General features: G+C 66.8%; 15 protein-coding genes. 7 read left to right on the top strand and 8 right to left on the bottom strand.

The genetic code is table 11. The features are described 5' to 3' along the window. From A8G08_RS16430 to A8G08_RS16420, 3 genes are all read left to right on the top strand, one after another. Window positions 1–1,178: LCP family protein (locus tag A8G08_RS16430; RefSeq protein ID WP_068276263.1), on the top strand; the 1,178-nt coding region annotated here is incomplete at its 5' end. Next, entirely contained in the window at window positions 1,166–1,879 is a 714-nt protein-coding gene (locus A8G08_RS16425) for a TIGR03089 family protein (protein WP_068276260.1), read from the top strand. The genes A8G08_RS16430 and A8G08_RS16425, both read left to right, overlap by 13 nt. A 153-nt stretch (window positions 1,880–2,032) precedes the next feature. After that, window positions 2,033–2,866, top strand: coding sequence for an endonuclease domain-containing protein (locus A8G08_RS16420; protein WP_068276257.1), 834 nt, complete (start codon window positions 2,033–2,035; stop codon window positions 2,864–2,866). A gap of 85 nt (window positions 2,867–2,951) precedes the next feature. On the opposite strand, the gene A8G08_RS16415 is transcribed toward A8G08_RS16420, so the two are convergent. From A8G08_RS16415 to A8G08_RS16400, 4 genes are all read right to left on the bottom strand, one after another. Beyond that, the gene (locus A8G08_RS16415) at window positions 2,952–4,112 is read right to left on the bottom strand and encodes an acyl-CoA dehydrogenase (RefSeq protein ID WP_068276255.1); all 1,161 of its coding nucleotides are present in this window, start codon (window positions 4,110–4,112) and stop codon (window positions 2,952–2,954) included. Window positions 4,113–4,240: 128 nt separating this feature from the next. Next, window positions 4,241–4,900 (bottom strand): TetR family transcriptional regulator, encoded by a 660-nt coding sequence (locus tag A8G08_RS16410; RefSeq protein WP_068276252.1) that lies wholly within the window; start codon window positions 4,898–4,900, stop codon window positions 4,241–4,243. Window positions 4,901–4,909: 9 nt separating this feature from the next. Further along, window positions 4,910–5,440, bottom strand: a complete 531-nt coding sequence (gene purE, locus A8G08_RS16405; RefSeq protein WP_281182159.1) for a 5-(carboxyamino)imidazole ribonucleotide mutase — start codon at window positions 5,438–5,440, stop codon at window positions 4,910–4,912. Then, window positions 5,437–6,774, bottom strand: a complete 1,338-nt coding sequence (locus A8G08_RS16400) for a 5-(carboxyamino)imidazole ribonucleotide synthase (RefSeq protein WP_068276249.1) — start codon at window positions 6,772–6,774, stop codon at window positions 5,437–5,439. Before A8G08_RS16400 ends, purE begins: the two co-directional genes overlap by 4 nt. Before the next feature lie 115 nt (window positions 6,775–6,889). Here A8G08_RS16400 and A8G08_RS16395 point away from each other — a divergent pair, with 115 nt between their 5' ends. Then, a complete protein-coding gene (locus tag A8G08_RS16395) occupies window positions 6,890–7,429 on the top strand; it encodes a GtrA family protein (RefSeq protein ID WP_068276246.1) in 540 nt (179 codons plus the stop codon). On the opposite strand, the gene A8G08_RS16390 is transcribed toward A8G08_RS16395, so the two are convergent. The 4 genes from A8G08_RS16390 to A8G08_RS16375 are packed head-to-tail and all read right to left on the bottom strand — an operon-like array spanning window position 7,430 to window position 10,892. Beyond that, window positions 7,430–8,764, bottom strand: coding sequence for a sensor histidine kinase (locus tag A8G08_RS16390; RefSeq protein WP_084436371.1), 1,335 nt, complete (start codon window positions 8,762–8,764; stop codon window positions 7,430–7,432). A gap of 12 nt (window positions 8,765–8,776) precedes the next feature. Next, a complete protein-coding gene (locus tag A8G08_RS16385; protein WP_068276242.1) occupies window positions 8,777–9,448 on the bottom strand; it encodes a response regulator transcription factor in 672 nt (223 codons plus the stop codon). Between the two features lie 28 nt (window positions 9,449–9,476). After that, window positions 9,477–10,046: a PH domain-containing protein gene (locus A8G08_RS16380; protein ID WP_068276239.1), complete on the bottom strand. Its 570-nt coding sequence runs from the start codon at window positions 10,044–10,046 to the stop codon at window positions 9,477–9,479. Between the two features lie 15 nt (window positions 10,047–10,061). After that, window positions 10,062–10,892, bottom strand: a complete 831-nt coding sequence (locus A8G08_RS16375; protein WP_068276236.1) for a biotin--[acetyl-CoA-carboxylase] ligase — start codon at window positions 10,890–10,892, stop codon at window positions 10,062–10,064. A 92-nt stretch (window positions 10,893–10,984) separates the two neighbouring features. Here A8G08_RS16375 and A8G08_RS16370 point away from each other — a divergent pair, with 92 nt between their 5' ends. From A8G08_RS16370 to A8G08_RS16360, 3 genes are all read left to right on the top strand, one after another. Continuing rightward, on the top strand, window positions 10,985–12,625 hold the full coding sequence (locus A8G08_RS16370) for an acyl-CoA carboxylase subunit beta (protein ID WP_068276233.1): 1,641 nt from the start codon (window positions 10,985–10,987) through the stop codon (window positions 12,623–12,625). A gap of 105 nt (window positions 12,626–12,730) precedes the next feature. Next, window positions 12,731–13,060, top strand: a complete 330-nt coding sequence (locus A8G08_RS16365; protein WP_068276230.1) for an acyl-CoA carboxylase subunit epsilon — start codon at window positions 12,731–12,733, stop codon at window positions 13,058–13,060. Continuing rightward, window positions 13,057–13,328, top strand: a 272-nt coding sequence (locus tag A8G08_RS16360; RefSeq protein ID WP_187344477.1) for a Maf family protein, incomplete at its 3' end; no start/stop codon positions are given. The genes A8G08_RS16365 and A8G08_RS16360, both read left to right, overlap by 4 nt.

The raw sequence follows: 13,328 nt of genomic DNA, 5'->3' as shown, positions 1-13,328 counted from the left end.
TTGCGTCGAATACCGACACCATCGTCCTGATCCGCGTCCCCAACGACGGCCACTCGGCGACCGCGATCTCCATCCCCCGCGACTCGTATGTCGATGTGCCCGGAATCGGCATGTCGAAGATCAATGCCGCGTACGGCGCCACGAAGGAAACCAAACGCATCGAGATGGTGGAGTCGGGCTCGTCCGACCAGGACGCCGACGAGGAGTCGACCAAGGCCGGACGCAAGGCATTGATCGGCGCGGTCGCCGACCTGACGGGCGTCACCGTAGACCACTACGCGGAGGTCGGGCTGCTCGGTTTTGTTCTGCTCACCAATGCCGTTGGCGGCGTGGACGTGTGCCTGAATGACGCCGTGGACGAATGGCGTTCGGGCGCAAACTTTCCTGCCGGTGAACAGACCGTCGACGGTTCGAATGCGCTCAGCTTCGTGCGGCAGCGGCACGACCTGCCGCGCGGCGACCTCGACCGCATCGTGCGCCAGCAGGTATTCATGGCGTCGCTCGTGAGCAAGGTGCTCAGTGCCAAGACGCTGTCCAACCCGGCCAAGCTGAACCAGCTCGCGGACGCGATCACCCGTTCGGTGGTACTCGATTCCGATTGGGACATCCTCGATTTCGCGATGAACCTCCAGGATCTCGCGGGCGGTCAGGTGCGCTTCGAAACCATCCCGGTGCTCGACCTCGCCGCGGAAACCGAGGAAGGCGAATCAGTGGTCAAGGTCGACCCCGACGCAGTGGAGACCTTCGTCGCCGGACTCGCGGGCAAGACGACCGACGACGACGGCATCAATACGCAATCGATAACCGTCGACGTGGCCAACGACAGTGGTGTGGAAGGTCTTGCGAGCCGCGTCGCATCCGCACTGAGCGCGCAGGGCTACACCGAGGGCAACGTCGGCAACAACGAGGGCGCGTCGGTGAGCGAAAGCAAGGTGCTCGCGTCGTCATCGAAGGACAGCGGCGCGAAGGCCGTTGCGAAAGCGCTCGGCGGACTCCCGGTCGGCGCGGACTCGGGCGTCTCGGACGGAACGGTGAAGGTGATACTTGCCGGGGACTACACCGGACCGGGCTCGCTCAGCGCGCCCGCGCCAACCACCACCCCGCCGTCCCCCGACGCACCTCAACAGGTATCCCCGCCGATCAACGCGGGCCAGAACGGACCGAAATGCGTGAACTAGAACCGACTTTGTTCGACCAACTGCTCGGCCCGATCCTCGACCGCGACCCGGCCTCCCCACGCATCACGTTCTACGACGACGCAACGGGTGCGCGGATCGAGCTGTCCGGGGCGACACTGGCCAACTGGGCCGCCAAGACGGCGAACCTGCTGTGCGACGAGTTCGGCCTCGACCACGGCGCCAAGGTCGCGGTGCTGCTTCCCGCGCACTGGCAGACCGCCGCGGTCCTGCTCGGCTGCTGGTGGGCCGGAACCCAAGTAGTCCTCGAGCCCGATCATGAGGCAGAACTGGCGTTCGTGACGATGGACCGCGTCGACGAGGTGGAGACGCTGCCGGAGATCGCCGTGCTCTCGCTGGACCCGATGGGTGCGCCCGTGAAAGGCCTGCCCGTCGGCCTCACCGATTACGCGACGTCGGTACGCATGCACGGCGACGCCTTCCGCCCGCGCGGCACCGGACCCGCGTTTTCCGCGACCTCCGCGTCTGAAACTGCCGAGCTGGCCCGCGAATCTGCTGCAGCCCAGGGATTTACGGCGACCGACCGTATCCTCTCCAGTTCCGAATGGAATACGACCGAGGGCATCATCGACGGTTTCCTCGCCGTGCTTGCGGCGGGAGCGTCGCTCGTCCAGGTCGCGAATTCTGATCCGGCGCTTGTTGATAGGCGTGTGCAATCCGAAAAGGTCACCATTCAGCGCTGAGCGCCGCCACCCACTTTCCAAAGGAGCGCGCGGGATCCCACGCGAACGCGCGAAAAGTGGGCGCTGACGTTCACTATCCACAGTGAGCGATCCATCCACAGGGGCGACATTCGGACACGGCTTGCGTCCTCGCCGGATGCGAATCTGGCACGCATGCACGACTACGGAATCCGCACGCGCGACGAACTACTCGCGTCGGGAGTGCCGTCGCCAACGATCTCGCGGCGCTATCACCGGGTACTGCCACAGCTCTATTCGATTCGTGAACCGACTCCGCAGGCCCGGTGCTACGCGTTGACGGTGTGGCAACCGCGCGCCGTGCTGAGTCATCGCACCGCCGCATGGTTGCACGGCTGGATGGCGGTTCCGGGCGTCATCGAGGCAACGGTCCCGCCGGAAGTGCGTGTGCGAACACCTGATTGGATCCGGCTTTATCGACGTCGGCTGGATCCCGTCCATCTGGTCAAGCATTCCCGCCTGCCGATGGTGACGGAGGAGCAAGCGCTCTTCGATTGCGTCGCTGTCCTCGACGGCGTCGAACGCGACAAATTGGTCGACCGGTGCCTGAGTGAGGTCGGGAATGGCGCGGCGTTCGCGAGGGCGTGCAGGCGAAATTTGCATCGATGGGGCGCACCGGAGGCGCGAAGGCAATCGCGACTGCGCGCGTTGAATTTTTCATCCGAGCCCGAGCGACTACTCGCCCGCTCCCTCAACGCCCGGAACTGCCGGCTGGAAGCGAATGTGCGTGTCGAGGGCTATACCGTCGATTTTCTCGACGAGTTCACGCGAGTCATCGTCGAAGTCGACGGCCGCGAATTCCACAGTGAGCCGGGCATTTTCCGCTCAGATCGACGTCGGCAGAATCACTTGCAGCTACGCGGCTGGCTGGTGCTGCGCTACGCGGCTGCCGATGTGCTGAAAGATCCGGACCGCGTCGCGGCCGAGATCGTCACGGTACTTCGGCGGAGGCGGGCGGCGAGGCGTTGAACGTAAAGGCCCACTTTTCGCTCGGCCGGGCGGGAACCCGCGCAGCGGTGCGAAAAGTGGGCGCTGACGTTCAGTCAGGTACAGATCAGCGCAGCAGCGAGCGCGACATGACAACGCGCTGAATCTGATTCGTGCCCTCGTAGATCTGGGTGATCTTGGCGTCGCGCATCATCCGCTCGACCGGGAAGTCGCGGGTGTAGCCGGCGCCGCCGAAGAGCTGCACCGCGTCGGTGGTGACTTCCATCGCGACATCGGAGGCGAAGCACTTCGACGCCGAGGAGATGAAGCCGAGGTTGTGCTCGCCACGCTCGGCGCGGGCGGCGGCGGTGTAGACCATCAGCCGGGCGGCCTCGACCTTCATGGCCATATCGGCGAGCATGAACTCGACACCCTGGAACGTGGAGATCGGCTTACCGAACTGCTTGCGCTCCTTGGTGTATGCGATGGCCGCATCCAGCGCGCCCTGCGCGATACCGACGGCCTGCGCACCGATGGTGGGGCGGGTGTGGTCGAGAGTCTGCAGCGCGGTCTTGAAACCGGTGCCCGGCGCGCCGATGATCCGGTCACCCGGGATGCGGCAGTTCTCGAAGTACAGCTCCGCGGTGGGCGAACCCTTGATGCCGAGCTTCTTCTCCTTCGGACCGACCACGAAGCCCGGGTCGTCCTTGTGCACCATGAAGGCGCTGATCCCGTTGGAGCCCATGTCCGCATCGGTCACCGCCATGACGGTGTACCAGGTCGACTTGCCGCCGTTGGTGATCCAGCACTTGGAGCCGTTCAGCAGCCAGCCGTCGCCGTCTTCCTTCGCGCGAGTGCGCATGCCCGCGGCGTCGGAGCCGGCCTCGCGCTCGGAGAGCGCGTAGGAGGCCATCGCCTCACCGGACGCGATCGAAGGCAGCACCTGCTGCTTCAGCTCGTCGGAGCCGCTCAGGATCAGGCCCATCGTGCCGAGCTTGTTCACGGCAGGAATGAGCGACGAGGAGCCGCACACACGCGCAACCTCTTCGATCACGATGCAGGTGGCGACGGAGTCGGCGCCCTGTCCTTCGTACTCTTCGGGCACGTGCACGGCGTTGAAGCCGGAAGCATTCAGGGCGTCGAGCGCCTCCTGCGGGAATCGCTCGTTCTCGTCCACATCGGCGGCGTGCGGTGCGATTTCCTTCTCACAGAGCGCGCGGATCGCGGCGCGGAGTTCGTCGTGCTCCTCGGCCAGCTTGAACAGGTCGAAGTCGGGGTTCCCAACCATGTAAGTGCTCCTGCGAATTCAGATGCGAGTGCGGCACTCAGTGCCAATTATTGCCAACTATACCGCAGGATGTGCGCATCTTCCGATGATCAACGCCACAAACTGTGGCATCGAGTGCCACCTTGGTGTCACTCCGAATCGGTGAGCTGCTGTCGCACGGTCTCCGCGATCCGGCGCGCGGAGGTACCGCGCGGGAACACGGCGACAACGATGTCACGGTCCCCATCCGGGGCGGCGGCGAAGCCGCGCCGCAGTGCGGCGAGCGCGTCGCGCACATCGTTCGCCGTGATGGCTTCGGCGTCTCGCACCATGCGCCGCAGCAGGTAGTTGTGCGTCGCGGTCACGACCGCCGCGAACTGCACGAGGTCGAGATCCGGCTCATCGGGCAACGCGGTGCGCAGGTAGTCGACGAACAGCCGCTGATACCGGAACTCCATGACGATCTCGCGCTCGCGCAGCGCCGGAACGGCACGCACGACCGCATAGCGAACCTTCGTGATGTCGTGCCAGCCCGAGAACCGGTCGAACACGAGCATCGCGGTGTCGCACACCGCCGACCACGGATCGTCGTGACCCGCGGCGAGGAACTCCCTGGCCTGGCCCAGCAGGATTTCGTGGTCGGCGAAGACGACGTCTTCCTTGGACCGAAACTGGCGAAAGAACGTGCGCCGCGACATCCCGCTCGCGTCGGCGATCTCGTCCACCGTGGTGGCCTCGTAGCCCTGCTCCGAGAACAGCCGCAGCGCGTTCGCCACCACCCGCAGCCGGAAGGCGTCGTCGTCGGGCACGGTGTCGGCCTAGCCCTCGCCGAGCAACTGGTTGCGCAGCGCCTCGTCCTTCTCCAGCACCATCGTCTCCAGGCCCGCCTGGAACTGCTCCATCCGCTTGCGCAGTTCGGTGTCGTGCGCGCCGAGGATCCGCGCGGCGAGCAGCCCGGCATTGCGGGCGCCGCCAATCGACACCGTCGCCACCGGGACACCGGCGGGCATCTGCACGATCGAGAGCAGCGAGTCCATGCCGTCGAGGTACTTCAGCGGCACCGGCACGCCGATCACCGGCAGCGGGGTCGCGGAGGCAACCATGCCGGGCAGATGCGCGGCTCCGCCGGCGCCGGCGATGATCACCTGCACGCCGCGGTCGGCCGCGTTCTTGGCGTAATCGAGCATGCGCTGCGGGGTCCGGTGCGCGGAGACGACACCCACCTCGAAGCGAATACCGAACTCCGCGAGCGCCTCCGCGGCGGCCTGCATGGTCGGCCAGTCCGAGTCGCTGCCCATGATGAGCCCGACCTGGGCGCCTGCGGAGCGACCAACCTGTTCTGCGCTCACTTACCTGCCTCCGTCTCGTGCGGATCCCAGCCGTCCGCCCACTCGCCATGCGACATCCAGTGCGCTGCAAGCTCCGCGCGCCGCCGCACTGCGGCGACGTACTTCGGGTCGTCGATCGACCCGTAGGAATCGCCGAGCACGTTGACGTGGCCAATCTTGCGCGCCTTGCGCTCACCCTTGCCGTACAAATGCACCTTCGCGTCCGGCATTCGGGCGAACAGGTGGTGCAGCCGCTCGTCCATCGTCATCGCGGGCGCTTCGGGCGCGCCGAGGATGTTCGCCATCACCGTCACTGGCGCGAGCGGCGAGGTGTCGCCGAGCGGGTAATCGAGCACGGCACGCAGGTGCTGCTCGAACTGCCCGGTCCGGGCGCCGTCCATGCCCCAGTGCCCGGAGTTGTGCGGGCGCATCGCGAGCTCGTTGACGAGAATCCGGCCGCTGAAGCCGTTGCCCGGCACAGCCGCGGCCGGATCGACCTCGAAGAGTTCCACCGCCATCGCGCCGACCACACCGAGTTCGGCAGCGAGGCGCAGCGCCAGGCCCTCGGCCTCGGTCGCGAGTTCGACGTCCAGGTCGGGTGCGGGCGCGATCACCACAGCACACTGCCCGTCCCGCTGCACGGTCTCCACGACCGGCCACGTCGCGCCCTGTCCGAACGGCGACCGGGCGACCATGGCCGAAAGCTCTCGGCGCAGCGCCACCTTCGCCTCGACGAGCAGCGAGACACCCTTGCCGAGCTGCTCGGTGACGATATGCGAGGCCGTCTCCGCGTCCTCCGGCATCCAGACGCCGCGACCGTCGTAGCCGCCGCGTATCGCCTTGATCACTACTGGCCAGCCGTGCTCGTCGCCGAAGTCGGTGACATCACTCGGCGCGGACACTGTGACGAACGCCGGCACCGGGATGCCGAGCCCCGCCAGCTTGCGGCGCATCGCGAACTTGTCCTGCGCGTACACCAGAGCCTGCGGAGGCGGGGCGACATTGACGCCCTCGGCGACCAGGGTCTCGAGATGTTCGGTCGGGACGTGCTCGTGGTCGAAGGTCAGCGCGTGCGCGCCCTTCGCGGCCCGGCGCAGTGCGTCCAGGTCGGTATGGCTGCCCAGCACCACATCCGGGCTGACCTGCGCGGCAGGATCAGCGGGGTTCTCAGCCAGCACCCGCAGCCGCTGGCCGAGCGCGACGGCCGCCTGATGCGTCATGCGCGCGAGCTGGCCACCGCCGACCATCGTCACGGTGGGCATCTGCGCGCCCGAGATCGACGGGCGGTCGGGAGCGGGCGGGGCCTCACTACGGGGCTGCGAAGAACCTGCGGTCACGAGTATCAATGGTGTCATGCCGGGTTGCGGGGCACGTTCACCTGGGCAACCGAGCGATACATCACACAACAACACGGTCGATGCGCACGTTTCCGGTTAGGGCGTTGAACATTCCGTTTCGTACACTCATGAAGTGTCATTTGTCGACGGGGTGGTTGCGCATGTTCCCCACCTATTCCGAGAACTGCTGATCAAGCATCAAGAACTGATCAAGTTCGCAATTGTCGGCGGCACCACATTCCTGATCGACTCTGGCATCTTCTACACGCTCAAGCTGACTGTCCTCGATGAGCGGCCGGTGACGGCGAAGGTCATTTCCGGCGTGATCGCGGTGATGGTGTCCTACGTCCTCAACCGGGAATGGTCGTTCAAGAACCGGGGCGGGCGCAGGCGGAGGCAGGAAGCATTCCTCTTCTTCGTCGTCAGCGGAATCGGCGTGGTACTGAGCTTCATTCCGCTCTACATTTCCAGCTACGTCTTCCACCTACGCGTTCCGGACGTCAGCCTGACCGTCGAAAATATCGCGGATTTCATTGCCGCCTACGTCATCGGCAACCTACTGCAGATGGCGTTCCGCTTCTGGGCCTTCCGGCGGTGGGTCTTTCCCGACGAGATCGACCGCGAGATCGAAGAGCTCGAGGCGATGGTCGAAGAAGAGTTCAAGCACAGCTGATCAGCGCGGCTCCTCCACCCACGCCTGCTGCTGGCCCTCAGCGACTGGCTGCCCATCGACGTTCGCCGCGGCTGCCGTCGACAGGAAGACCGCGAACAACGCCGGTTTGCGTTGCCGCAGTTCGAGCCGCCCGCCGTCCGCCTCAACCAGCGCGCGCGCGAGCGCCAATCCCACGCCGGTAGAGCCGGCCCCGGAGAACCCACGGTCGAAAACATGCGGCGCCAGTTCGTCGCTGATCCCGGCGCCTTCGTCGGCGACCTCGACGCAGATCCGCGGGGCGCGCCCGGCGACCTTGGTGTCGCGGACCCGCACCGAACACGTCCCACCCCCGTGCACGAGCGCGTTGTCGACCAGCACCGCGACCGCCTCACGTAGCCGCGAGCCGGTGACCGCCGAGCGGAGGCCAGCGTCACCGTAGAGCAGCAGTCGGCGGCCACGCTCGGCGAACGGCCGCTCCCACTCGGCGACCACCGGGCGCAGTTCGTCGAGCACCGAAATCGGGGTGACCTCGCTGGCGCCGTCCGCTCGCGAGGCCCGCACCAACTCATCGATGGCCATGGTCAGCCGGTCCACCTGGGCCATTGCCGCTTGGGCTTCCTCCACTACGTCGGGGTCCGGGTGCTCGACCAACTCGTCGAGCCGGAGCCGAACGGCGGTAAGCCGGCTGCGCAGCTGATGCGATACGTCGGCGGCGAGGAGGTGTTCTCGCTGCAGGCGGCTCGCGATCTCCACCGTCGCCGCATCGAGCACGTCGGAGACCCGGTCGAGTTCGGCGATGCCGTGCCGCCGCGGATCGGGCCGGAAATCGCCCTCGCCGAGCCGCGCAGCCCGGTTGGCGACATCACGCAGCGGGTCGGAGAGCCGCTTCGCGGTCACGACCGCCACCGCGGTCCCCGCTGCCACGGCTGCGAGCACCACGAGCGACACCGCACCGACGGCGCGGCGCTGCAGCGAGCGCATTTCGTCGGGCGGTTGTTCGAGACGAAGCGATCCGGAGGTGCCCATGGACAGCGACTCGACGAGCGGATCGGGCACCTCGGCAGCGCCGAGGTCGAGGCGAGCCACCCGGTCCGGCGGCGTCGGGTAGACCACGACGAGGTGGCCGCCGTCGGGCACCAGCGGCGCGACGCCGCGGGTGTCGAGCGAGCCTTCGACCATCCCGTTGGCGCCCTCCTGGGCGATGATCACGCTCGCCATCCGGTCGAGCCGGTCCTGCATGTCGTTGCGGGTGATGTCCTCGACCCACAGCCACGCGGTGTACATCAGCGGCAGGCCGAGCAGCATCGTGGTCAGGATGACGACCGCGAGAATCGAGATCAGGATGCGGTTTCGCACGGCCCGCCCGCGCTAGTCGACGTTGACGCGGAAGCCGACGCCCCGCACGGTCGCGATGCGCCCGGCGCGGTCGTCGCCGAGCTTTCGGCGCAGCCACGACATGTGCATGTCCAGGGTCTTGGAGCCGCGCAGGTCCGCGTCGCCCCACACCTCACGCAGGATCGCCTCGCGCTCCACGACCTGCCCCGCCCGGTCGAGCAGCACCTTGAGCAGCTCGTACTCCTTGTTCGCCAGCGCGACCTCGCGGCCGTCGACAAGTACCCGGCGCGCGGCCGGTTCGAGCCGAATTCCGCCGACCTCGATCACCGTGTCGTCGGTCGGCGCGGCGCGGCGCAGCAGCGCCCGCACGCGCGCGAGCAGTTCGGCGAGCCGGAACGGCTTGCCGACGTAGTCGTCGGCGCCTGCATCGAGCCCAACCACGAAGTCGACCTCGTCGGCCCGCGCGGTGAGCATGAGAACTGGTAGGTCACGCCCGTTCGCCCGGACCTGCCGGCACACTTCCAGGCCATCCATCCCGGGCAGCCCGAGATCGAGAATCAACAGGTCGTGTCCGCCGGCCAGCGCCCGGCCGAGCGCGGCAGGGCCGGTTTGTTCCACGGTCACCGTGTAGCCCTCACGCCCGAGTGCGCGCGACAGCGGAGCCGCGATCGCCTCGTCGTCCTCCGCGAGCAGTACAGCCGTCACGAACTAGAGCGTACGGATCGAGCGCGGGTCAGCGCCGCCGATCGTCCCGGTCCCGATCGCCGCGATCATCACGACCGGGTCGGTCCCGATAGTCACCGTCGAGTTGCATCGCGTCGAACACCTGGTGATAGAGCAGCGCGTGCACCTTCTGGACCCGCGGAATGTCGTCGTACTCGAGGTCGTCCTCGGACGGCGATCCGATGATCAATGTGCCGGCCCCAACCATCCGGTCGATCAGGCCGTGGCGGAACTGCACGCTGGAGATCCGGCCCATCGGGATGTCGATACCGGAGTGGGTGATGATCCCCTGCCGAGTCAGCACCCGCCGGTCGGTGACGATGAAATGCGTCGACTTCCAGCTCACCAACGCGGACACACAGCGCCACAGCACGAGTGCCAGCCAGATAACCAGGATGGCGATGATCAACCAGAACCGCACATCGCCGTCGAGATTGTTCTGCACCGCACCGATCGCGAACCCCGCGATCGCTGTCAGCACAACGAATGTCAGCGCCGGCAGCAGCAACATCTTCCAGTGTGGATGGCAGTGCAGCAGCAGTTCTTCCTCGGATGCGAGCGCGTCCTCCGGGTAGCCCATGGCAGGACAGTACAGCTATTCGGTGGTCCGCAGATGCGTCACGTCACCGGCTGTCACAGCGACAGTTTCGCTGTCGGTCGCGATGAGCAGTCGGCCGTTGTCATCGACGTCGCGCGCCGTGCCGACAATCGAAGTGCCACCGGGCAGATCGGCGCGCACGCGTGCGCCGAGCGTGACGCACCGAGCGCGGTAGTCGGGAGCCAGAACGCTGGGCGACCAGTCGTTGTCCTCCCAGTTCGTCCAGCGTTGCGCGAGCGCACGCAGCAGTGCGCGGGCCAGCGTGGTGCGGTCCGTAACCTCGGCGCCGGCAAGGGTAAGCGAAATCGCTTCCGGCACAGGCAGTTCGTCTTCGCGCAGCGAGACGTTCAGTCCGACGCCGACCACGACCGCCGGTGTGGAACCAGCGCCCGACGACTCCGAGCGAGGCCAAGCCACTTCGGCGAGGATGCCGGCCACTTTGCGGCCGCCGATCAGTACATCGTTGGGCCACTTGAGATCCGCGTCGACCTTGGCCACCGAGCGCAGGGCGTCCACGACCGCGATGCCGGTCAATAGCGGCAACCAGCCCAGGCTCGCCGAGTCGATATCACCGGGCATACGGAAGAGCACCGACGCGGCGATCTGCGCCTGCGGCGGGCTGACCCATATCCGCGAGTGCCGGCCGCGGCCGTGTTCCTGGTGTTCGGCGATCAGAACCGACCGATCCGCACCGGGGTCGTCGGCGCGCGCGAGCAGGTCGGCATTGGTGGATCCGGTCTTCTCGACGACTTCGATCGACGAATAGAAATCCATCCCATGACGGAGCTCGGCGACGTTCAACGGCGGCCGATTCAGGTCGGTGTACATATCCGAACCCTACGACCCGAACCACGTTTGTACTGGCCAGTAGCCTGTCCTCGTTTCTGTGGAATTGGGAACCCTGGCTAACATCAGGAGCCATGACGAGTGTTCAGCAGCAGGCTTCGCCCGGTTCGGCGAGTGCGCCAGATATTCACACGACCGCGGGAAAGCTCGCCGACCTGCGCAATCGCATGGAAGAGGCCAAGCACCCGATGGGTGAGGCCGCCGTCGACAAGGTGCATGCCAAGGGCAAGCTGACCGCGCGTGAGCGCATCACGGCGCTCCTCGACGAGGGCTCGTTCGTCGAGATGGACGCGCTGGCCAAGCATCGCAGCGTGAACTTCGGCCTGGCCGAGTCCCGCCCGCTCGGCGATGGCGTCGTCACCGGCTACGGCACGATCGACGGCCGCGACGTCTGCATCTTCAGCCAGGACGTCACCGTTTTCGGTGGCAGCCTCGGTGAGGTCTACGGCGAGAAGATCGTCAAGGTCATGGATCTCGCGATCAAGACCGGCCGCCCGCTGATCGGCATCAACGAGGGTGCCGGCGCTCGCATCCAGGAGGGTGTCGTCTCGCTCGGCCTGTACGGCGAGATCTTCCAGCGCAACATCCAGGCCTCGGGCGTCATCCCGCAGATCTCGCTGATCATGGGCCCCGCTGCTGGTGGCCACGTGTACTCGCCCGCTCTGACCGACTTCGTCGTCATGGTCGATCAGACCAGCCAGATGTTCGTTACCGGCCCGGACGTCATCAAGACGGTCACCGGTGAGGACGTCACGATGGAGGACCTCGGCGGTGCGCACACGCACATGACGAAGTCCGGTGTCGCGCACTACGTCGCCTCCGGCGAGCAGGACGCGCTCGACTACGTCAAGGAGCTGCTGAGCTACCTGCCGAGCAACAACCGCGGCGAGGCGCCCCGCTTCCCGGCCAGCGATCCGATCTCCGGCGCGATCGAGGATTCCCTCACGCCCGAGGACATCGAACTCGACACGCTGGTGCCCGACTCGCCGAACCAGCCGTACGACATGCACGAGGTCATCCGTCGCCTGCTCGACGACGACGAGTTCCTCGAGGTGCAGGCCGAGCGCGCGATGAACGTCATCGTCGGCTTCGGTCGCATCGACGGCCGCAGCGTCGGCATCGTGGCGAACCAGCCCACGCAGTTCGCCGGCTGCCTCGACATCGACGCCTCCGAGAAGGCCGCCCGTTTCGTGCGGACCTGCGACGCGTTCAACATCCCGATCATCACCCTGGTCGACGTCCCGGGCTTCCTGCCGGGCACCGGCCAGGAGTACAACGGCATCATTCGCCGCGGCGCGAAGCTGCTCTACGCGTACGGCGAGGCCACCGTCCCCAAGGTCACCGTCATCACGCGCAAGGCCTACGGCGGCGCGTACGACGTGATGGGCTCCAAGCACCTCGGTGCGGACGTGAATCTGGCGTGGCCGACCGCCCAGATCGCCGTCATGGGTGCCTCCGGCGCCGTCGGCTTCGTCTACCGCAAGCGCCTGCTCGAGGCCGCGAAGAAGGGCGAGGACGTCGATGCCCTGCGCCTGGAGCTGCAGAACGAGTACGAGGACACCCTGGTGAACCCGTACGTCGCTGCCGAGCGTGGCTACATCGACGCGGTCATCCCGCCGTCGCACACCCGGGGACAGATCGTCTCGGCGCTGCGTCTCCTCGAGCGCAAGATGGTCACGCTCCCCCCGAAGAAGCATGGCAACATTCCACTCTGATCTAGCGGCCGTCTCGCGGCCCGTTCGGTGGCACTACCCTGTGTCCCGAGCGCGCCGCGAGAGGATCGAGTATCAGATGGGCCGCGAACCGAAAGGACCGACCAGGTGACGGCAGTAGCAGAGGAAACGACCTTGAGTGACGCCGAGCTCACCGAACTGGCCGGCGCAGTCGATGGCGCGGCCGGTGCGGAAACCGCTCCGGAAGCGCAACAGGCTGCCGCGGACAACACCACGATCAAGGTGCTGAAGGGCAACCCGGACGACGTCGAGGTCGCCGCGCTGGTGGCCGTGCTCGCCGCTGCCGCGGCATCGGACTCCGCGCCGGTACAGTCCTCGCGCCCGGTCGAGACGTGGGGCATCCCCACGCTCCTGCACCGCGGGACGCCACCCTTCTCGCCGTACTCGTATCCGTTCGTCAGCCACATTCGCGATTGATTCGGCTGGTCCTGGCGTCGGCATCGCCGGCGCGGCTGGACGTGCTGCAATCCGCCGGCCTCGATCCCCTCGTCCGGGTATCGGACGTGGACGAGGACGCGGTCGCCGTCGCGCTGCCGCCGGGTACCGGCGATGAGGAAGTCGTCGTCGCATTGGCACAAGCCAAGGACCGCGCGGTGCTCGAACGCCTCGGCGCCGATACCGAACTCGCAGGGACCGATTTCGTCGTAGTCGGCTGCGACTCGATGCTCTCCATCGACGGCAAGTT

Source organism: Aldersonia kunmingensis (genome assembly GCF_001646865.1).
Lineage (GTDB): Bacteria > Actinomycetota > Actinomycetes > Mycobacteriales > Mycobacteriaceae > Aldersonia > Aldersonia kunmingensis.
Note: the sequence above shows the minus strand (reverse complement) of the source record. Positions and strands in the feature narration are given on the sequence as shown.